Source organism: Muriicola sp. Z0-33, from assembly GCF_026126425.1.
In the GTDB taxonomy this organism is placed as follows: Bacteria; Bacteroidota; Bacteroidia; order Flavobacteriales; family Flavobacteriaceae; genus JAFMPW01.
In genome coordinates this window covers 61,128-81,797 of the sequence record NZ_JAFMPW010000007.1, presented here as the reverse complement: position 1 = coordinate 81,797, position 20,670 = coordinate 61,128, and the positions used below count along the sequence as shown (strand labels likewise).

The window sequence follows — 20,670 nt, the reverse complement described above, 5'->3', positions numbered from 1 at the left end:
TTCTGTTCTTAAGTTTCAATAAATGCAGTTCCTGCCTTTGAGATTATACTTTATTAGAAAATTAGTTCCCGGCTCTTTGCAGCGCAACCTGTGAAAAGTCTTCATCCGAAAGATCTATCCCAAAATTGTAATCGCTAAATTTTAACAAGGTCTCTTTATTACTTTGGTGATTAACCATATTAAAGGTTCCTGCACGCCAAAATTTATCTTTATACAATTTATAATCACTATAGGTCAAAGTTTTGAGTAGCGCATTTTTACGATCGTAAAATTCTACCTTCTCAATTCTATATCCTTTGTCCTGGTTATAGGTGACCACCCTTCTGGTATATCCGGACTTTGGATCTACAGGGTCTTGTTCTACGATTAAAAGATTCCCCTTTTCCTCCAAAAACTTGTAGGTATACTTTTCAACTTCCTGTGAAGACAGGTCTTCATAGGCAAACTCGCTACCCACAAAGGGGCCCGACTTGTTATTAGATGATATTCTTTTTACGCGCTTAATAGAAGGCAGATACAACCATTGATCGTCCGAACCCACCTTATGTGTAAAAGTGAGGGTGGCGGTACCTTTGACGTCCTTTGGACTATTAAATGCAATGAGCGACTTGTCCCCGTCCTCTGTTAATTCCAGAGTTCTGGTGGTCATGGTACGTTCACTGGTTTGCCCATTCTTGTTCTTCAGTATCATTTTTAATTCTACCGAAGAACTTTTAAATCCAAGATCTGCTTCTTCGGCCGCCTTGGCAATTTGAAGTCCTCGCTCTTCCGGAGTTTGGGCAGTAACAAATTGTATTGTGGCTATGGCTATAACGGCTAAAATTGATTTTCTCATTATGTTGCTATTTAATTTTAAAATTAACATTACTTATCTGGTTTTATTCTGATTTCAATTTATTTGTCTCCAATTCTTCATCTGTTTTTTTGTTGATCAAAATTAAGAGTGACGGAAGCAAGATAAAGTCGATTATTAAAGCTGAAAGAATAATAATTACAGTAATCCTGGCCATATAACTATTCAGGGCAAAGGCGGAGGTAGACAGCACTGCAAATCCGGCTACTAAAACAATTGTTGTAGTTACCAGAGCCCTGCCTACCGTTTCAAAAGCATAGATAACTGCTTGTTTGGAGTCGTATCCCAGTTCTCTTCTTGCCCTTAGGAATTTACTCATAAAATGAACCGTATCATCAACTATTATTCCCAGGGTCATCCCGAATACAATGACCATCCCAGTATTGATTTGACCTTTATATAAAGCCCATATACCAAAACCTACCAGTACAGGGGTAACATTGGGGATTATACTCATTAATCCTAATCTTAAGCTTCTAAGTGCCAACATCAGCACCAGCGATATTAAGATCAACGCAATGATATTGCCATTAAACATACTATCTGCTTGTCTGAATCCTAACTTGGAAAACATCATTGTAGGGCTCACCCCTAGGGCGTGCATTGGTTTGTCTGTATTATTCTTCAGCCATTGTTCAGATCTTTCTGAAAAGGCTATCATCTCTGCGCTTGAAATATTTTTTAGAGTAGCGGTCACCCTGGTCTCGGACTTGTCTACATTAATCTGATTGTTCAGATCAAGGCCAAAGGGTAATGAAAGTTCATAAAGCAGTAAATACTGGGCCGCTTCCTCCCTGTTGGCAGGTACTTTGTAATAGCTTTGATCATCGCCGTGCATAGACCTGTTAACACGCCTGGCTACTTCACTAAAGGCATTAACATGAACCACTTCCGGCTGCTCATCTAACCAGTTCTCAAAATCATTTAGTTTCCTTAAATATTCCGGGTTGTTAATTCCTCCACTTTCTCCACTGCCTACAGAAAACTCCACATTGTAAAACCCGGTTAAATTATCATTGATAAAATCGCTGTCGGATCTGAATTTAACAGAGGTATCAAAGTATTCAACAAATTCATCATTAAATACGTTTTTGGTGGCCAAAAAAGTAAGTACAGCTATGATCGCCAGTGAAATAATCGCAAGGCGGGCCGGTTGTCGGGTTACAAAATGTCCCATTCTGGAATACCAACCAATTTTCTCTTTCTTCACTACTTTCTTACTCTTCCATATTGGAAAAATAGCCATTAAAGCAGGAAGGGTAGTTGTAGAATACAAGAAGGCCATTGTCATCCCAAATGCCGTTATATTCCCCAGGTGCCAAAAGGGTGGTACATCGCCAAAATTCATTGTAAGAAAACCAATTACTGTGGTTAAACTGGTTATAAAAACCGGCATAAAATTGAGACGCATACTTTCTACCAAGGCATCTTTCTTGCTATATCCATCGTTTCTCACCTTTTGCAGCATGGTTATAAGAATATGAATGCTGTCTGCCACTGCCAGGGTGAGTATCATCGTTGGAAACACAGACGAAGGCGGGGTTAGTTTAATTCCGGTAATCCCCACAAATCCCACAGCACTGATAATAGAGAACAGCACCACAAAGATGGTAGCTATCGTTGCAAATATATTCCTGGTTAACAAGAAGGTAACAATGAACACTATGATGAGCATGATCCCGATAAGCGCCAGGTCGTTCTGAGCGGATTCAAAAAAGGCAGTATTCAAAGGTACCAGCCCGGTAGTATATACTTCGAACTGAGGATACTGTTGTTGAAATTCTAATACCATTTTACGGGTAGCCTCAGTAACCTCAGGTATCTCGGCTGCACTATCTTCCCCGGGGAGCCTTACAGTTACGTTGATAGCCGTAACACTCCCTTCAGTATTAATTATCCGATGTACTAATAAAGGTTCCTTAAGTGCTATTTCCCTTATCTGCTTAATTTCCTCATCGGTTTTATCTTCAGATTGATAAGAGAGGTCATCCACGTATAAATCGTCCCCTACGGCCCTGGTATACTGAAAATTTGTTACAGCATCCACTCTGGAAGAATAAGGAGTATTCCAGGCTTCGGCAGTTAATGCCTCTATAGCGGTAAGATTTTCACGGGTAAAAATGTTTTTGTCAGAAGGAGCTAATACCAGGATAATATTATCATCCTTGGTGTACTTCTCTTGTAAGGCATCAAAAGCCTCCAATTCAGGATTTGTTTCACTGAAAAAGACATGATAGTCTCCATCAAACTCCATTTTGCCCTGTGAACCCAGTCCGATGGCAAGCAATAGTGTTAATACAAGTACGGGCCATTTAAATCTGATTACCAATTGAGCCCAGTTCTTGGCAAATTTATTGGCGAAATTGCCTGCTTTCTTAAGTGCATTCATAGTTTGTAGATTGACTAGTTGACCAGTCGTTTATTTAATTAGTGAATTGATTTAATCCTGTCTTTACTGTTATTATTAATTCGGGATGTACCCCTTCAGAATTGCTATAAACTGCGTTGAATAGTTATTTAAACAATACTCTATTCACCATTTGCAAAAAGTTATCTACCGGATAACTACTCTGCATTTCTTTCATTGTAATCATCGCCCCTTTTCCAGCATCTTCCAAAAAAGCAACTAAATCTTGTGGAACCAATGAGGCGTCTATTTCGCCACGGTTCTGAGCCTCTTCAACAACCTCTCTTATACAAGCAAGTACTAAAGTCTCCTTTTCTAATATTTTTAGCCTTATACTTTCACTGTGTTCGGACATTTCATTGCCAATATTACTAGCAAGGCATCCCATCTTGCAATCCATCTCCTCCTTCAGAATTGTACAGCGGTACAGATAAAAATCCAGCAATCGTTGCTTTGGCGACAAATCCTCATTCTCCAAAATCTTCCTGGCGGGTGAAAATTGCGCTTCAAAATACTTTTCAATAGCCTTAACGGCAAAATCTTCCTTGCTATCAAAATAGAAGTAAAATGAGCCTTTAGGAACTCCGGCTGCCATCACAATATCATTAACACTAGTCGCATTATACCCTTTAGACCAAAGAATATGAATTCCTTTCTCTAAAAGGTAGTCGGCCTTTATTTCGTGTTTCAGAGTCTTCTGCATTATTCTATATCGAAAGCCCAAAAATATGACCGGTCATCTAGTAATCCAAATTGAAGACGTTAAAATTTCATTAAATACTTTTAGAATCTATATTTTACAGTATGTAAAGAAGAGACAAGGCAGAAGTTCCTTGACCAAAATGTCTAGAAAGTATAACTTAGGCAATTAGGGCCAGCTATTCTCTCACCAATGGTAAAGTGCTGCATCTTAAAAGCCCCCCTTGCTTGGATACTTCGGCATACGGAATGGGTTCTACAGTAAATCCCTGTTCACGGAGCCAGTTGTTGAGTCTGGTGAAGTGTTGTTCTGTAACCACTACATCAGGGGAAATGGAAAATACATTACTGCACATCTGGTACATTTCATCAGCACTGATATCGAAGACATTTTCTTTGCCGAAATAATCAACCAGCCATTGGTACTCCTCTTCTATCAGAAATCCTTCCTTACACAAAATGGCTTTCTCTTTTCCAATCGGTTGAAAGCAGCAATCGAGATGTAAGGCATTCTTTTTTGGATCGCTTATAGATTTCCGTAATTCAAAAGCCTTTATCTTTTTATGGGGAAACATTTCTGCAATGTATTCTACCCCTTCCCAATTGGTTCTTGCAGTAATATAATCGGGATAGTCATGGCCGGTATAGGTGCCGATAAAAACATAATCGTTCCAGGGCATCACATCTCCTCCTTCTATATGCACTTCCTCTGGTGGGTAAAGGATATTTTCGGGGGCTATATACTCTAATACATGCAATATCGCTTCAAATTCTTCTTCCCTGTTTGGGAGAATATTTGCCTTGATAAGTTTATCTTCTATTACAAAAGCAATGTCTCTGGAAAAGATCTGGTTACAATTCTCAATCACCTCAGGCCTGAAAACCTCTACCCCATGCTTAACAAAAACATTTTTAAAGGCTTCCATTTCCTTAATCATATCCGCCTCTTTGGGATAGGTGCCTGCAAGAATATGCTCAAGGGATTTAGGATCATAAGCTTCTTCAGGACTTGGTACCGGGCCACTACTTTTAGCAGTTCCCAATACTACAGCTTTTAGGCGAGACGTCTCGTCTTTAATGTTTAGATGTAACATGTATAGGGTAAGGTAAGACTATCTTTCATTAAGAGTTACAAATGGCCTACTGTTTTCTCCTATATATATTTGTCTTGGTCTGCCTATGGGTTCTCCATTTAATCGCATCTCTCTCCATTGTGCAATCCATCCCGGTAGCCTGCCTAGTGCAAACATTACTGTAAACATTTCTGTAGGAATACCCAGGGCCCTGTAAATGATTCCAGAATAAAAGTCTACATTGGGATACAATTTCCTGTCCACAAAGTATGCGTCTTCCAGCGCTTCCTTTTCCAGCCCTTTGGCAATATCCAGTATGGGATCTTCAATACCAAGATCTCCCAATACCTGATCTGCCGCCTTTTTTATGATTTTTGCTCTGGGGTCAAAATTTTTGTATACCCGGTGGCCAAATCCCATTAATCTAAAAGGGTCCTCTTTGTCTTTTGCCTTGGCCATATATTTCTTAGTATCCCCATCATCATCTTCTATTGCCTGAAGCATCTCTAGTACTGCCTGGTTGGCGCCACCATGTAATGGGCCCCATAGGGCAGAAATTCCTGCAGAGAGCGAGGCAAACAAACCGGCGTGCGAGGATCCTACGATCCGCACAGTGGAGGTTGAACAATTTTGCTCATGATCAGCGTGCAAAATCAATAACTGATCCAGGGCCTCAATAACCAACTCGTTCTTTTTGTATTCCTCATTTGGCTTTTTAAACATCATCTTATGGATATTCTCCACATATCCCAGGCTGCTGTCTCCATAATCCAGGGGCAGACCCTTTTTCTTTCTCAAGGTCCATGCAACCAAAACAGGAAATTTAGCCAGAATTCTCACGATAGCATGATACATATCCTTTTCCGAAGAAACATTTACCGAACTTGGATTAAAAGCAATTAAGGCACTCGTCAGTGAAGATAAAACACCCATAGGGTGGGCAGACTTGGGGAAGCCGTCTAATATCTTCTTCATTTCCTCATCTACATGAGATTCTGTTTTAATATCAGAGTGAAACTTCTCCAGTTCTTCAACATTGGGTAATTCACCAAAAATTAAAAGATAACAGACCTCGAGAAAATCTGCTTTTTCGGCCAGATCTTCAATAGAATATCCTCTATACCTAAGAATCCCCTTTTCTCCATCCAAAAAAGTAATCGCACTCTCACATGAACCTGTATTCTTATATCCCGGATCTATAGTAATTAGTCCGCCACTTGCAGCTCTAAGTGTTTTAATATCTATTGCGTGTTCGTTTTCAGTTCCTTCTATAACCGGAAACTCATAGGTTTTACCATCGTAGTGAAGCGTTGCTTTATCAGCCATTTATATAATTTTCTTGGATTAAAATAGAAATGTAAATTTACGAAAAACAAGGGACCTTAACAATTCCCAAATTTCATTTAAGGGATTATTAACATTAGTAGTATAGAATCTTATTTTCCTTAAATCAGCATCTTATCAGGAACCGTTCTTTAAGGCGTAAAGGTATTGGTAATATGTATCTACAGATTTCTCCCAGGTAAACCTCTTCTTTTTAGCACTATTCTGAATTTTTTTCCAGAGTTGCTGGTCATTTCTATAAATGTCCAGCACTGTATCAAAGGTCTCGAGCATGTTCTTTATTTTATCATCGTAGCTGTCTCCATCAAAGCTAAAACCAGTTTTAAGATGATCAACAGTATCTTTTAACCCTCCAGTATTATGCACCAGGCATGGATTTCCATTTCGCATCGCCAGCATCTGGCTTATTCCGCAGGGTTCAAAAAGACTAGGCATAAAATATAGATCAGCTTCCAGGTAAATACTGTCTATAAGGTCTTCAGACTGGCCATTTGTAAATATGAAATTCTTATTTTGATAGCTCAAATCCCTGAATAATTCCTCATAATCGGGAGCCCCCGTACCTAAAAGCATAAACACCCCATTAACCTTCTCAAGCTCTTTTAGCATTTGCACAAAGGCCTCTGGAGAACGTTTTATAAAATAAAACTTCTGTTCGGTTAAGCGGGCTACGCTGGCTACTATAAACTCGGGTTTGTTAGATACATACTCCATCACTTTCTCACCAGTGTGCGCAAGAAAATCCGCTTTGTACTTCTTTGATTCTTCCTGTAACCAACCAAAAAGCGCCTTCACCGTATTTCTAAAGAGAAAGCCTTTCTCAGCCGTTCGGATGTTTTTATAATTAGATCCATTGAGGATACCAAACAATCTGCCCTGGTTATCTGCTTCTAACAGGTCTTTCTCAAGGCCCTCACCTCCAATAAATTCTGGCGGCTTGCTGGGTTTTAATACATCTTCTTTATAAGAAGGAGAAACTGTTTGTACTGCATCTGCCAGGCGTATCCCCACTGCCATTAAATTTATGCAGTCTTCGTACCGATAATCTTTTAATGCATTATAATCAAAAGCGACCGTTGGAAACCAATTGGTGATGGAAGAATAATTATCAGCAAAAGGGCGAATCCCCTGAATAGCCAAATTATGGATGGTATAGACAAACCGTATCTTTTTTAGCGCGTTATACCGAGGATGGTATGTCTTTAAAAAGAGTAAAAGGCTGGAGTGCCAATCGTGCAGATGAGCAATGTCTAATTGGCCAAAGGCATTTTGATTGATAGCCTCCGCTACTGCGGTACAAAAAATAGTAAACTTAACATTATCCGTAAAAAAAGGTTCTTCCGGATCATCGTGGTAGATATGTCCAATTTCCCCGGCTGTAATTTCCGGATGGTGTATCACATAATGATGGATATTTTTATACTCTTTTTTGGGTGCAACTTCATAAAGTTCTGCAAGGTAATCTGTTCCTCTAAGTTCCAGTTTCAAGGTTTGACGCAGTACCCCATCCTGGTGCAATCTGGAATATGAAGGTACTACAACATGCACCTTGTCTCCCCGCTCGGAAATTTGCCTGGGAACATCTCTGACGACATCACCCATACCACCCGCTTTACACTTGGGTATAGCATCGTTTTCTGCCGAAACAAATAAAAAGTTATTCATAGTCAGATTACCTTTAGCTCCTGATTGGAACTAATAATTTAAGATAGATGATCTATATCTACCGATCCCAAAATACTTCCGTCTATTGGAATCCGGTATAATTACACTATTAATGTCCTACTTTAAAGGCATCTTCTTTTGGATAGTATGCGGTGTTGCCCAGTTCTTCTTCAATACGAAGTAACTGATTATATTTTGCCATCCTGTCACTTCTTGAAGCAGAACCGGTTTTTATCTGGCCAGTATTTAGTGCCACCGCTAAATCTGCAATGGTATTATCCTCTGTTTCTCCTGAACGGTGAGACATCACTGAAGTATAGCCTGCATTTTTAGCCATATTTACCGCCGCAATAGTTTCTGAAAGTGTCCCTATCTGATTTACCTTAATTAGAATAGAATTAGCAATACCATTTTTAATTCCCCTGGAAAGGCGGTCAACGTTGGTCACAAACAGGTCATCCCCAACCAATTGCACACTGTCTCCAACTTTATCGGTAAGCGCTTTCCAACCGTCCCAGTCGTTTTCGTCCATCCCATCCTCAATAGAAATAATCGGGTACTTGGCGCAAAGGTCGGCCAGATACTGTGCTTGTTCCTCTGATGTTCTGACAGCTCCTTTGTCTCCTTCAAATTTTGTATAATCGTATTTCCCATCCACATAGAATTCTGCAGAAGCACAATCCAGTGCAATCATAACATTATCCCCCAGGGTATACCCTGCCTTTTCTACAGCCTTTGCAATGGTTTCAAGAGCATCCTCGGTACCATCAAGTGTTGGGGCAAATCCTCCTTCATCACCCACAGCCGTACTAAGGCCCCTGTCGTGAAGCACCTTTTTTAGATTGTGGAATATTTCAGTTCCCATTTGCATAGCATGACTAAAACTATCAGCTTTTACAGGCATCACCATAAACTCCTGAAACGCTATAGGTGCATCTGAATGCGACCCTCCATTGATAATATTCATCATTGGCACAGGTAATGTATTAGCAGAAACACCTCCAACATACCTGAATAGGGACAGGCCCAATTCATTAGCCGCGGCTTTAGCCACTGCCAGGGAAACTCCCAAAATTGCGTTGGCTCCTAACTTTGATTTGTTTGGAGTACCATCTAGTGCAATCATTGTCTGGTCTATCAGATTTTGCTCAAAGACCAACATTCCTCTAATCTCTTCGGCTATTGCCGTATTTACATTCTCAACGGCCTGACGCACTCCCTTTCCCATAAAAGTATCACCTCCATCTCTAAGTTCAACGGCCTCGTGTTCGCCTGTTGACGCGCCAGAAGGCACTGCCGCTCTGCCCAGCACACCATTTTCTGTAATTACATCCACTTCCACAGTTGGATTTCCTCTTGAATCTAATATTTGTCTGGCGTGTATATCAATAATGATACTCATATTCTAGTTTTATTTTAAGGTTGAATTAGTTTTGCAAAGATACGAAAGCACGGCTTTTCATACCAATGTTTATCGGCAAACGAAATGAAAATAACAATTACTTAAACAACTGCGGTTTTGTTAACATTTGCGCTGATCAGATCAAAGAATTGATCAAAAAGATAGTCAGCATCATGAGGGCCGGGACTTGCCTCTGGATGATACTGTACAGAAAATACTTTTTTATCCTTAACGCGTATTCCTGCAACTGTTTTATCATTTAAATGCGTATGGGTAATTATCAGATTCTCGTTGGCTTCGGTCTCCTCCCTGTTAATAGCGAATCCGTGATTCTGAGAAGTTATCTCTCCTTTTCCTGTTTCGAGATTCAATACAGGGTGATTAATACCTCTGTGCCCATTGTACATTTTATAGGTAGACACTCCGTTGGCCAGGGCAATTACCTGATGCCCCAGACAGATACCAAAGAGTGGATTATCATCAGCAATTATATTTTTTGCTGTTTCTATGGCCTCCTTTAATGGTTCGGGATCCCCGGGGCCGTTCGAAATAAAGTAGCCATCCGGTTCCCATGCCTTTAGATCCGCATAAGAAGCATTGTAAGGAAAGACTTTTATATATGCATCTCTTTTAGCCAGATTGCGGAGTATATTTTTCTTAATTCCAATATCCAGGGCTGCGATTTTATACCGGGCATTTTTATCCCCGTAGTAATAGGGTTCAGAAGTAGAAACCTTTGAGGCCAGTTCAAGGCCTTCCATACTTGGCACCTTGGCCAGGTCTGCTTTTAATTTATCTATGTTATCTACATCTGTAGATATCACAGCATTCATTGCACCATGATCGCGAATGTAACTAACCAATGCTCTGGTATCAACGTCAGAAATGGAAAACAGTTTGCTTTTGTCCAAAAATTCCTGCAGGCTGGAATCAGCATTGGGTCTGGAGTAGTTATAGCTGAAATTTTTACATATTAATCCGGCAATTTTTACAGTATCGGACTCTGTTTCTTCATCATTTGCACCGTAATTACCAATGTGCGCATTTGTGGCAACCATAAGTTGTCCAAAATAAGACGGATCTGTGAAAATCTCCTGATATCCGGTCATCCCCGTGTTAAAACACACTTCTCCAAAGGCGGTACCCTCTTTATCTCCTACTGCCTTTCCATAAAAAATGGTGCCATCTGCCAATAATATTAGCGCTTTTCTTTTGGTTTGATATTTCATGCTACAATTTTAAATTTTTTTAATTTGACAAATAAACATAAAAAAAGGATAGACTTTTAGGTCTATCCTTCATTAAATATTAAAGTTTTTATAAACATTTTATTCTTCAGAATCATCTGCTTTCGTTTCAACATCTGTACTTGCTTTAGACTCTGCAACTGCAACCTGTGGTTCTGTAGCTTTCTTGCTTCCACCTCTTCTACTTCTTCTGGTAGTCTTTTTCTTAGGCTTATCGGCATTGTATATCTCATTGAAATCTACAAGCTCTATCATTGCCATATCTGCGTTATCCCCCAGCCTGTTACCCAACTTAATTATTCTGGTATATCCTCCAGGGCGGTCACCAACCTTTTCTGAAACTGCACCAAACAGTTCAGCAACTGCATACTTATCTCTTAGGTTGCTAAACACAACTCTCCTGTTATGCGTACCCTTTTCTGCGCTCTGATTATTTGCAGCTTTGGATTTTGTGATCAGTGGCTCTATAAACACCTTAAGTGCTTTAGCCTTGGCTACAGTAGTATTTATTCTTTTGTGCTCAATCAGCGAACAGGCCATATTGGCCAGCATGGCCTTTCTATGTGCTGTTTTTCTGCTTAAGTGATTGACTTTCTTACCGTGTCTCATCGTTCTTTACTATTTTCATCCTTGTCCGGGATTTTCCCATCCAACAGAATCAAATTAATCTTTATCTAATTTATATTTTGAAAGGTCCATTCCAAAATTAAGACCTTTATTGATAACCAATTCTTCTAATTCGGTCAAAGATTTTTTACCAAAGTTTCTGAATTTCATCAAATCGTTCTTATTGAAAGAAACCAAATCGCCTAATGTATCCACCTCTGCAGCTTTTAAACAGTTAAGGGCACGAACGGATAAATCCATATCTACCAATTTTGTTTTAAGCAGTTGGCGCATATGTAAAGACTCCTCATCATAGGTTTCTGTCTGAGCAATTTCATCCGCTTCAAGGGTGATACGCTCATCAGAAAACAACATAAAGTGATGTATAAGTACTTTAGCTGCTTCAGTCAAGGCATTTTTGGGATGTATAGAGCCATCGGTTACGATTTCGAAAACCAATTTCTCATAATCCGTTTTTTGCTCAACACGGAAGTTTTCAATACTGTATTTCACATTCTTCACCGGAGTAAAGATAGAATCAACAGCAATACTTCCTAAAGGAGCATTAGATTTCTTGTTTTCCTCAGCAGGCACATATCCTCTCCCTTTTTCGATGATAATCTCCATATTGATGCTCACCTTGGGATCCATTTTGCAAATCACCAAATCAGGGTTTAATACCTGATATCCTGAAATGAATTTCTGAAAATCCCCTGCCGTAAGTTGATCCTTACCGCTAACTGAGATAGAAACAGTCTCCTCATTAACATCGTCTATCTGTCTTTTAAAACGAACTTGTTTCAGGTTTAAGATGATCTCGGTAACATCCTCAACAACACCTTCGATTACCGAAAACTCATGTTCTACCTTATCAATTCTTACCGAAGTGATTGCAAATCCTTCCAAAGAAGAAAGCAATACTCTTCTTAATGCGTTCCCAACAGTCAGTCCATAACCAGGTTCCAAAGGGCGAAATTCGAATTTCCCTTCGAAATCTGAGGAATCAATCATTATAACTTTATCGGGTTTCTGAAAATTAAATAATGCCATAGTCTGGATCTGTGTTGTTTATTTAGAGTATAACTCGACGATTAATTGTTCTTTAATATTTTCTGGAATTTGAATTCTTTCCGGGATAGAGACAAAAGTCCCTTCCTTTTTATCAGAATTCCAGGTGATCCATTCATAAACACTGCTGTTTGCAGCTAGCGCATCCTGAATGGTTTGTAAGGATTTAGATTTCTCACGCACCCCTACAACGTCTCCGGCTTTTAAAGAATACGAAGGAATATTTACCAATTCTCCGTTAACAGTAATATGTCTATGTGACACTAATTGTCTTGCACCACTTCTGGTGTTAGACAATCCCATTCTGTACACTACATTGTCCAGACGAGATTCACAGAGTTGTAATAAAACCTCACCGGTTACTCCTTTACTTCTGTTTGCCTTTGCAAACAGGTTCCGGAATTGTTTTTCCAAAATACCATAGGTGTACTTTGCTTTCTGTTTTTCCATAAGCTGCACGGCATATTCCGATTTCTTACCTCGGCGTCTGTTATTTCCGTGCTGTCCCGGAGGGTAATTTTTTTTCTCGAACGACTTGTCGTCTCCGAAAATAGTTTCGCCAAACTTACGGGCGATCTTTGTTTTTGGTCCTGTATATCTTGCCATTTTCTATTGATTAGGAACTGTGATTATGAATTAAGGCTTATCCTTCGATAATCGTAACTACACTTCCAGTGAAATTACCCCCTTATCCAGGTGGGCGGATTAATATTAATTATACTCTTCTTCTTTTTGGAGGTCTGCATCCGTTGTGAGGAAGCGGTGTTACATCAATAATTTCAGCAACTTCAATTCCTGAATTATGAACCGCTCTAATAGCAGATTCTCTTCCGTTACCCGGCCCTTTTACATACACTTTTACTTTTCTCAGACCTGCTTCATGGGCTGTTTTAGCACATTCTTCGGCAGCTACCTGTGCAGCATAAGGTGTATTCTTTTTGGAACCTCTAAATCCCATCTTACCTGCAGAAGACCAGGAGATAACGTCTCCTTTTTTATTCGTCAGGGAAATAATGATATTGTTAAAAGAAGCCGTGATATGGGCCTCTCCAACAGAGTCTACTATAACCTTGCGTTTCTTTGCAGCTTTTGTACCTGTTTTTGCCATCTTATATAGTATTGAGATATTAGTAGTGAGTATTCAGCATCGGGCCAAATCTCCCCTCTAACTATATCACCTGTTATTTAGTTGCTTTCTTCTTGTTAGCAACAGTTTTTCTCTTTCCTTTTCTTGTCCTGGAATTGTTCTTTGTACGCTGCCCTCTTAAAGGAAGACCCGCTCTGTGACGAACTCCTCTATAGCAACCAATATCCATCAGACGCTTAATATTCAGTTGTGTTTCTGAACGTAGCTCCCCTTCAATTTTATAGCTCGAAACGGCATCCCGGATTCGACCTATTTCGTCATCGGTCCAGTCAGACACTTTTGTATCTTCACTTACCTTGGCCTTTTCTAAAATCTCAAGAGCTCTATTCTTGCCAATACCAAATATATAGGTAAGCGCAATTACTCCTCTTTTTTGTTTTGGTATGTCTACACCTGCAATTCTTGCCATAATTACCCTTGTCTTTGTTTAAATCTAGGATTCTTTTTATTAATTACGTACAACCTGCCTTTTCTTCGTACAATCTTGCACTCGGCACTTCTTTTCTTTATGGACGCTCTTACTTTCATCTTCTTGTAATCTTAATATCTGTATGTTATTCTAGCTTTACTCAGGTCATAAGGGCTCATTTCGAGTTTCACCTTGTCTCCCGGAAGCAACTTTATATAGTGCATCCGCATTTTACCTGAAATATGAGCCGTTACCACATGTCCATTCTCCAATTCTACTCTAAACATAGCGTTGGACAATGCTTCTATGATGCTACCATCTTGTTCTATTGGTGCTTGTTTGGCCATAAATTATGCTACTTTTCTATTTTTTCCTGATTTCATTAAACCATCATAATGACGATTCAATAAATATGCATTAACCTGTTGTACAGTATCAATTGCAACACCTACCATAATGAGTAATGATGTTCCTCCATAGAACAATGCCCATCCTGGTTGAATATCCATTAACTTAACCACTACTGCAGGCAATACCGCCAACAGCGCCAGAAATACGGAACCGGGTAAAGTTATCAATGACATAATCTTATCTAAAAAGTCTCCTGTTTCTTTCCCAGGTCGTATCCCGGGTATAAAACCACCACTTCTTTTCAAATCATCAGCCATTTTGTTTGTGGGTACGGTAATTGCCGTATAGAAATACGTGAAAATAATGATCAGTACCCCAAACAATATGTTATATGCCAATCCGAAAATATCCTGAAATTGAACTTCCATCCATTGCCCCACCGCAGTATCATTAAATGTTCTTCCTAATAAACCGGGAGCAAACATAATGGCCTGAGCAAAGATGATTGGCATTACCCCGGAGGCGTTCACCTTTAATGGTATGTACTGTCTGGAACCTGCAATATTCTTTTCATATCCCCCGGAAGCCGTCCTCCTTGCGTATTGCACTGGAATTCTACGGGTAGCCATCACGAGTAGGACACTTGCCAGAATCACAAGGAACCACAAAATTACTTCTATAAGAACAAACATCAGCCCACCAGTATTATTGGCTGTTCTGGAAATGAACTCCTGAACAAATGACTGTGGCATTGTTGCAATAATACCAATCATAATAAGTAAAGAAATACCATTTCCAATACCCTTATCGGTAATTTTCTCTCCAAGCCACATCGCAAATACACAGCCCGTAACTAGTATAATCACAGAGGGCACAATAAAATTAAGCCCTTTACCTAATAAGAATGCGCTGTCCGGAACACCCAAGGCTCCTAAACTGTATAAATAAGCAGGTGCCTGTACAATACAGATCCCGATAGTTAACCACCTGGTAATCTGGGTTTTTGTCTTACGCCCGCTTTCACCTTCTTTATCTAGTTTTTGAAGATATGGCACGGCAATCCCCATTAACTGTACCACAATAGATGCAGAAATATAAGGCATAATTCCCAATGCAAAAACAGAGGCATTGGCAAATGCTCCTCCGGTAAATGCGTTTAGAATTCCTAAAATACCTTGCTCGGTGTTAGAGGATAACTCAGCCAATTGTGAGGTATCAATTCCCGGAAGTACTACTTGCGCACCAAATCGGTAAACCAATAGCAAACCAAGGGTAACAAGAATCCTGCTCCTCAGTTCGTCTATCTTCCAGATATTTGATATGATCTCAAAAAATTTCTTCATAATCTGCCTTCCTTATAAACTTATTGCTTCTCCACCAGCGGCCTCAATTGCGGCTTTTGCACTAGCGGTAAATTTATGTGCGGAAATTTTAAGGGTGGCTTTAAGCTCGCCTCTTCCCAATATTTTAACTAAATCGTTTTTATGAGCCAGTCTTAGTTCAACAAGATCATCAAGAGTCACTTCTTTCTTAACTTTTTTATCTTCCACAAGTTGTTGAAGTGTATCCAGATTGATTCCTCTGTACTCTTTTCTGTTAATATTTGTAAAACCAAATTTAGGCACTCGGCGTTGAAGAGGCATCTGACCTCCCTCAAAACCTAATTTCTTGGAATAACCGGATCTGGACTTTGCTCCTTTATGTCCTCTGGTAGCAGTGCCACCTTTGCCGGATCCCTGTCCTCTACCTATGGTTTTACCTGCCTTCTGAACAGCGCCTTTTGCCGGTTTTAAATTGCTTAAATTCATCTGTTATTCTTTATTGTCTTTTAAATACGTCAGATATGATTTTTTAAACTGCACCTATTTGGATTCCTCTGTGGTTACCAAATGTTTTACAGTGTTGATCATTCCAATGATATTTGGCGTGTCTTCATGTTCTACAACCTGGCCAATTCTTCGCAATCCAAGCGCCGCCAAGGTCTTTTTTTGATTCCCTGGTCTCTTGATGCTGCTCTTAACCTGCTTTACTTTGATCTTTGCCATCTTATTCTATTATCCTTTAAATACTTTTTCCAAAGAAATACCTCTTTCCCTAGCAATGGTAGCTGCGCCTCTTAACTGTAAAAGCGCATCGAAAGTTGCCTTAACCACATTATGCGGATTAGAAGAACCCTGAGATTTTGAAAGTACATCCTGTACCCCAACTGATTCTAATACCGCCCTAACTGCTCCTCCTGCAATAACTCCTGTACCATGTGAAGCTGGCTGAATGTATACTCTTGCACCACCAAATTTACCTTTTTGTTCATGTGGTAATGTCCCTTTATTCAAAGGTATTCTGATCAGGTTCTTTTTAGCATCTTCAATGGCTTTGGCGATAGCTGTGGCAACTTCCTTAGACTTTCCAAGTCCATGGCCCACAACACCGTTTTCATCCCCAACCACAACGATTGCAGAAAACCCGAAAGCTCTACCACCCTTGGTTACTTTGGTTACACGTTGTACTCCTACCAAACGGTCCTTTAATTCAAGGCCGCCAGGCTTAACAGTTTCAACATTTTTGTATTTCCCGTACATAGTATCTCTTAAAATTTTAATCCCGCTTCTCTGGCACCTTCTGCCAAAGATTTTACTCTTCCGTGATATAAATTACCTCCTCTGTCAAAGGCAACATTATCTATTCCGGCCTTTTTGGCCTTCTCTGCTATGGCTTTACCCACCTCAGCAGCAATTTCTGATTTGGTTCCTTTAGCTTTGCTCAGTTCCTTATCTCTGGAAGAGGCAGCAGCCAGGGTAACTCCTTTTGTATCATCAATCACCTGGGCATAGATCTCCTTATTACTTCTGAACACAGACAACCTTGGTCTTTCAGCAGTACCAACAGAAACCTTTCTTACCCTTCTCCTGATTCTTAATTTTCTTTCAGTCTTTGATAATCCCATAATTCAATTATTAAGCCGATTTACCTGCTTTTCTTCTTAATTCCTCTCCCACAAATTTTATCCCTTTTCCTTTGTAAGGTTCAGGTTTGCGGAATGATCTTATTTTTGCCGCTATTTGTCCTACCAATTGTTTATCGTAAGACGTTAACTTAATAGTCGGGTTTTTACCTTTTTCTGAGGTAGTCTCAATTTTTACCTCGGGTGCCAAATCCAACACAATATTGTGTGAAAATCCAAGAGCAAGATCCAATTTCTGTCCCTGGTTGCTGGCACGATAACCTACACCAACCAATTCTAACTCTTTGGTCCATCCCTTACTTACACCTTCTATCATATTAGAAACCAAAGACCTGTAAAGCCCGTGTTTTGCCTTGTGTTCTTTAGAATCCGAAGGTCTGGTCACCCAAACTTGTTCATCTTCAACCTTGATGTTAACCCCGGAAAAATCCTGAGTTAATTCACCCAGTTTCCCCTTTACAGTAATTACATTCTCCTTTACTTCAACAGAAGCACCTTCGGGGATTGCAATTGGATTATTACCTATTCTAGACATTGTTCTTTTCTTTATATCGTATTAATAAACGTAGCAAAGTACTTCACCGCCAACATTCTCCTGTTTGGCTTGTTTGCTTGTCATCACCCCATGAGAGGTAGAAACTATCGCTATTCCCAAACCATTAAGCACTCTGGGCATTTCCTCAGATGGAGCGTACTTCCTAAGACCTGGCTTACTAATACGTTGTATCTTCTTTATTACCGGTTCTTTGGTAGCTTTGTTGTATTTCAGGGCAATTTTTATAGTCCCCTGAACTTTATCTTCCTCAAACTTATAACTAAGAATATAACCCTGATCAAATAATATCTTGGTTACTTCTTTCTTTAAGTTCGATGCAGGAATTTCAACTACTCTGTGCCCTGCTCTGCTGGCATTTCTGATTCTTGTCAAATAATCTGCTATAGGATCTGTAAACATCTTTTTTAATTTTAGAATTAGGCAATTACCAACTTGCTTTTTTAACTCCGGGTATTAACCCTTTATTAGCCATTTCCCTGAAAAGCACTCTTGAAATTCCAAAAGTTCTCATATACCCCTTTGGTCTTCCTGTAAGTTTGCAACGATTATGCATCCTTACTGGTGAAGCATTTTTAGGTAACTTTTGCAAAGCGTCATAATCTCCTGCCGCTTTAAGGGCCTTCCTCTTCTCTGCGTACTTTGCAACTGTTTTTGCCCTTTTTCTTTCCCGGGCTTTCATTGATTCTTTAGCCATACTAATTCTTTTTAAAGGGTAATCCCAATTCTGTTAATAATGATTTGGCTTCCTTGTCTGTCTCAGCAGAAGTCACAAAAGTGATATCCATACCATTAATTCTATTGATCTTATCTATGTTGATCTCCGGAAAAATAATTTGTTCCGAAACCCCCAGGCTGTAATTTCCTCTTCCGTCAAAACCTGTGGCTCTAATTCCTTGAAAATCTCTAACTCTGGGAAGGGCAGTTGTTACCAATCTGTCTAAAAATTCATACATCCGCTCCCCTCTCAAGGTAACTTTTGCTCCAATTGGCATGCCTTTTCTTAGTTTAAAGGCAGCAACGTCTTTTTTAGACATGGTAGAAATGGCTTTCTGGCCGGTAATCATAGTCAACTCATCAACAGCATGATCAATTAACTTTTTATCTGCTACCGCAGCACCAACGCCTCTGCTAACCACTATTTTTTCCAATTTGGGCACCTGCATTACATTTTTGTAACCAAATTCGCCCTGAAGCGCTTTTACGATGCGCCCTTTGTATTCCTGTTTTAATCTTGGGATATACGCCATAACTAAATAACTTCTTGGGATTTCTTAGAAATCCGTACTTTTTTACCATCGCGAACCTCATATCCAACCCTGGTAGTCTCGCCCGACTTAGAATCTATAAGCGCCAGGTTAGAAATATGGATAGGAGCTTCTTTCTTTACAATACCACCCTGAGGATTTTGTGCACTGGGTTTCTCATGTTTTGACACCATATTGGCACCTTCAACAATGGCCTTGTTCTTCTCTCTGTCTACAAGTACAACTTTACCTTCAGTTCCTTTATGGTCTCCTGCGATAATTCGTACTGTATCTCCTGTTTTTATTTTAAGTTTCATCTTGTTCTTATTCAAGTGTCAAATTCAAGTTTCAAGCAACGCCTATAGCACTTCAGGGGCCAGAGAAACTATTTTCATAAACTGTTTATCTCTCAATTCCCTGGCTACAGGACCAAAAACCCTGGTTCCTCTCATTTCACCGGTCGGGTTTAAAAGAACACAAGCATTATCATCAAAGCGGATATAAGATCCGTCTGGCCTTCTTACTTCTTTTTTAGTTCTTACAACAACCGCTGTAGAAACCGCACCCTTTTTTATACCTCCATTAGGAGTGGCCTCCTTTACAGTAACCACAATTTTATCACCTACAGAAGCGTACCTTCTCTTTGTTCCACCCAATACGCGAATGGTTAAAACTTCTTTGGCACCTGTATTGTCCGCTACTTTTAGTCTGGATTCTTGTTGTAACATATTATTTGGCTCTTTCTAGGACTTCTACCAATCTCCAGCATTTGGTTTTACTCAATGGACGTGTCTCCATAATTTTTACAGTATCCCCAATATTGCAGTCGTTGGTTTCATCGTGTGCAACATATTTTTTTGTTCGCAATACGAACTTTCCGTACATAGGATGCTTTACCCGCTTCACTTCAGAAACCACAATTGATTTCTCCATTTTGTTGCTGGTAACAACTCCTATCCTCTCTTTTCTTAAATTTCTTTTTTCCATAAAGCAGAACCAATTATTGGTTTTCCCTATTAGTTAATTCAGTTGCCAATCTCGCTACAGTTCTTCTCGCCGTTCTAATTTGAAGCGGATTTTCCAATGGAGTTACGGAATGCGCAAGTTTTAAGTCTGCGTGCTGCTTCTTAAAATCGGCCATTTTTTCTTTCAGGCCCTCCACTGATAATTCTTTAATTTCTGATTGTTTCATCTTTCTATGCAATAAACATTAGGCGGCATCATCGTAATCTCTGGCCACAACAAACTTTGTTTTTACAGGTAATTTCTGAGCAGCCAATCTCAATGCTTCCTTGGCAACATCCATTGGTACACCTGCCACCTCGAACATAATTCTTCCAGGTTTAACAACAGCAACCCAATATTCTGGCGCTCCTTTTCCCTTACCCATACGTACCTCTAAAGGTTTCTTTGTAATAGGTTTATCCGGGAATATTTTTATCCACAACTGTCCCTGCCTCTTCATATATCTGGTAGCTGCAATCCGCGCTGCCTCTATCTGACGTGAGGTAATGAATTCAGAGTCCATTGATTTTATTCCAAACATTCCATTAGAAAGCCTATGCCCTCTCGCAGAATTTCCTTTCATCCTCCCTTTCTGCGCTTTACGAAATTTGGTTCTTTTTGGCTGTAACATT

Annotated in this window: 29 protein-coding genes; all 29 read right to left on the bottom strand. The window is 39.7% G+C overall.

Annotation, left to right across the window (positions count from 1 at the left end; translation table 11 throughout):
• Positions 1-61 precede the first annotated feature (61 nt).
• Positions 62-835, bottom strand: a complete 774-nt coding sequence (locus J1G40_RS11255; RefSeq protein ID WP_265242738.1) for an outer membrane lipoprotein-sorting protein — start codon at positions 833-835, stop codon at positions 62-64.
• A 43-nt stretch (positions 836-878) separates the two neighbouring features.
• Positions 879-3,242: an efflux RND transporter permease subunit gene (locus tag J1G40_RS11250; RefSeq protein WP_265242737.1), complete on the bottom strand. Its 2,364-nt coding sequence runs from the start codon at positions 3,240-3,242 to the stop codon at positions 879-881.
• A gap of 124 nt (positions 3,243-3,366) precedes the next feature.
• The gene (locus J1G40_RS11245; RefSeq protein WP_265242736.1) at positions 3,367-3,963 is read right to left on the bottom strand and encodes a TetR/AcrR family transcriptional regulator; all 597 of its coding nucleotides are present in this window, start codon (positions 3,961-3,963) and stop codon (positions 3,367-3,369) included.
• Positions 3,964-4,138: 175 nt separating this feature from the next.
• Positions 4,139-5,053, bottom strand: coding sequence for a dimethylarginine dimethylaminohydrolase family protein (locus tag J1G40_RS11240; RefSeq protein ID WP_265242735.1), 915 nt, complete (start codon positions 5,051-5,053; stop codon positions 4,139-4,141).
• A gap of 18 nt (positions 5,054-5,071) precedes the next feature.
• Positions 5,072-6,358, bottom strand: coding sequence for a citrate synthase (locus J1G40_RS11235; RefSeq protein WP_265242734.1), 1,287 nt, complete (start codon positions 6,356-6,358; stop codon positions 5,072-5,074).
• A 135-nt stretch (positions 6,359-6,493) separates the two neighbouring features.
• Positions 6,494-8,041, bottom strand: a complete 1,548-nt coding sequence (locus J1G40_RS11230) for a glycogen synthase (RefSeq protein ID WP_265242733.1) — start codon at positions 8,039-8,041, stop codon at positions 6,494-6,496.
• Between the two features lie 109 nt (positions 8,042-8,150).
• Positions 8,151-9,443 (bottom strand): phosphopyruvate hydratase, encoded by a 1,293-nt coding sequence (gene eno / locus J1G40_RS11225; protein ID WP_265242732.1) that lies wholly within the window; start codon positions 9,441-9,443, stop codon positions 8,151-8,153.
• 101 nt (positions 9,444-9,544) lie between these two features.
• Positions 9,545-10,672: a glutamine-hydrolyzing carbamoyl-phosphate synthase small subunit gene (carA, locus tag J1G40_RS11220; RefSeq protein WP_265242731.1), complete on the bottom strand. Its 1,128-nt coding sequence runs from the start codon at positions 10,670-10,672 to the stop codon at positions 9,545-9,547.
• A gap of 99 nt (positions 10,673-10,771) precedes the next feature.
• Complete coding sequence (gene rplQ, locus J1G40_RS11215) at positions 10,772-11,299, bottom strand: 50S ribosomal protein L17 (RefSeq protein ID WP_265242730.1); 528 nt, start codon at positions 11,297-11,299, stop codon at positions 10,772-10,774.
• Positions 11,300-11,353: 54 nt separating this feature from the next.
• Positions 11,354-12,346, bottom strand: coding sequence for a DNA-directed RNA polymerase subunit alpha (locus J1G40_RS11210; protein ID WP_265242729.1), 993 nt, complete (start codon positions 12,344-12,346; stop codon positions 11,354-11,356).
• 18 nt (positions 12,347-12,364) lie between these two features.
• Positions 12,365-12,970, bottom strand: a complete 606-nt coding sequence (gene rpsD, locus J1G40_RS11205; protein WP_265242728.1) for a 30S ribosomal protein S4 — start codon at positions 12,968-12,970, stop codon at positions 12,365-12,367.
• 109 nt (positions 12,971-13,079) lie between these two features.
• Positions 13,080-13,472 (bottom strand): 30S ribosomal protein S11, encoded by a 393-nt coding sequence (gene rpsK, locus J1G40_RS11200; RefSeq protein WP_265242727.1) that lies wholly within the window; start codon positions 13,470-13,472, stop codon positions 13,080-13,082.
• Positions 13,473-13,545: 73 nt separating this feature from the next.
• Positions 13,546-13,920, bottom strand: coding sequence for a 30S ribosomal protein S13 (gene rpsM, locus J1G40_RS11195; RefSeq protein ID WP_265242726.1), 375 nt, complete (start codon positions 13,918-13,920; stop codon positions 13,546-13,548).
• A 2-nt stretch (positions 13,921-13,922) separates the two neighbouring features.
• On the bottom strand, positions 13,923-14,039 hold the full coding sequence (ykgO, locus tag J1G40_RS11190) for a type B 50S ribosomal protein L36 (protein ID WP_013621733.1): 117 nt from the start codon (positions 14,037-14,039) through the stop codon (positions 13,923-13,925).
• Positions 14,040-14,051: 12 nt separating this feature from the next.
• The gene (infA, locus tag J1G40_RS11185) at positions 14,052-14,267 is read right to left on the bottom strand and encodes a translation initiation factor IF-1 (protein ID WP_088341556.1); all 216 of its coding nucleotides are present in this window, start codon (positions 14,265-14,267) and stop codon (positions 14,052-14,054) included.
• Positions 14,268-14,270: 3 nt separating this feature from the next.
• Positions 14,271-15,614, bottom strand: a complete 1,344-nt coding sequence (gene secY / locus J1G40_RS11180) for a preprotein translocase subunit SecY (RefSeq protein ID WP_265242725.1) — start codon at positions 15,612-15,614, stop codon at positions 14,271-14,273.
• A gap of 12 nt (positions 15,615-15,626) precedes the next feature.
• Positions 15,627-16,079: a 50S ribosomal protein L15 gene (rplO, locus tag J1G40_RS11175; RefSeq protein ID WP_265242724.1), complete on the bottom strand. Its 453-nt coding sequence runs from the start codon at positions 16,077-16,079 to the stop codon at positions 15,627-15,629.
• Between the two features lie 54 nt (positions 16,080-16,133).
• On the bottom strand, positions 16,134-16,316 hold the full coding sequence (gene rpmD / locus J1G40_RS11170; RefSeq protein ID WP_265242723.1) for a 50S ribosomal protein L30: 183 nt from the start codon (positions 16,314-16,316) through the stop codon (positions 16,134-16,136).
• A 9-nt stretch (positions 16,317-16,325) separates the two neighbouring features.
• Positions 16,326-16,850 (bottom strand): 30S ribosomal protein S5, encoded by a 525-nt coding sequence (gene rpsE, locus J1G40_RS11165; RefSeq protein ID WP_265242722.1) that lies wholly within the window; start codon positions 16,848-16,850, stop codon positions 16,326-16,328.
• 8 nt (positions 16,851-16,858) lie between these two features.
• Entirely contained in the window at positions 16,859-17,215 is a 357-nt protein-coding gene (gene rplR, locus J1G40_RS11160) for a 50S ribosomal protein L18 (RefSeq protein WP_265242721.1), read from the bottom strand.
• Between the two features lie 10 nt (positions 17,216-17,225).
• Positions 17,226-17,768 carry a 50S ribosomal protein L6 gene (rplF, locus tag J1G40_RS11155; RefSeq protein ID WP_265242720.1) on the bottom strand — a complete coding sequence of 181 codons (543 nt, stop codon included), beginning with the start codon at positions 17,766-17,768 and terminating at the stop codon, positions 17,226-17,228.
• A 21-nt stretch (positions 17,769-17,789) separates the two neighbouring features.
• Positions 17,790-18,188 (bottom strand): 30S ribosomal protein S8, encoded by a 399-nt coding sequence (gene rpsH / locus J1G40_RS11150; protein ID WP_265242719.1) that lies wholly within the window; start codon positions 18,186-18,188, stop codon positions 17,790-17,792.
• A 25-nt stretch (positions 18,189-18,213) separates the two neighbouring features.
• Positions 18,214-18,483 carry a 30S ribosomal protein S14 gene (rpsN, locus tag J1G40_RS11145; protein ID WP_265242718.1) on the bottom strand — a complete coding sequence of 90 codons (270 nt, stop codon included), beginning with the start codon at positions 18,481-18,483 and terminating at the stop codon, positions 18,214-18,216.
• A 1-nt stretch (position 18,484) separates the two neighbouring features.
• Positions 18,485-19,036, bottom strand: a complete 552-nt coding sequence (gene rplE / locus J1G40_RS11140; RefSeq protein ID WP_265242717.1) for a 50S ribosomal protein L5 — start codon at positions 19,034-19,036, stop codon at positions 18,485-18,487.
• Between the two features lie 2 nt (positions 19,037-19,038).
• Positions 19,039-19,350, bottom strand: coding sequence for a 50S ribosomal protein L24 (gene rplX, locus J1G40_RS11135; protein WP_265242716.1), 312 nt, complete (start codon positions 19,348-19,350; stop codon positions 19,039-19,041).
• A gap of 42 nt (positions 19,351-19,392) precedes the next feature.
• Complete coding sequence (gene rplN, locus J1G40_RS11130; RefSeq protein WP_161437260.1) at positions 19,393-19,761, bottom strand: 50S ribosomal protein L14; 369 nt, start codon at positions 19,759-19,761, stop codon at positions 19,393-19,395.
• A gap of 1 nt (position 19,762) precedes the next feature.
• Positions 19,763-20,020: a 30S ribosomal protein S17 gene (gene rpsQ, locus J1G40_RS11125; protein WP_265242715.1), complete on the bottom strand. Its 258-nt coding sequence runs from the start codon at positions 20,018-20,020 to the stop codon at positions 19,763-19,765.
• Positions 20,021-20,033: 13 nt separating this feature from the next.
• Positions 20,034-20,225, bottom strand: coding sequence for a 50S ribosomal protein L29 (rpmC, locus tag J1G40_RS11120; protein WP_265242714.1), 192 nt, complete (start codon positions 20,223-20,225; stop codon positions 20,034-20,036).
• An 18-nt stretch (positions 20,226-20,243) separates the two neighbouring features.
• A complete protein-coding gene (gene rplP / locus J1G40_RS11115) occupies positions 20,244-20,669 on the bottom strand; it encodes a 50S ribosomal protein L16 (RefSeq protein ID WP_265242713.1) in 426 nt (141 codons plus the stop codon).
• Position 20,670: the final 1 nt, after the last annotated feature.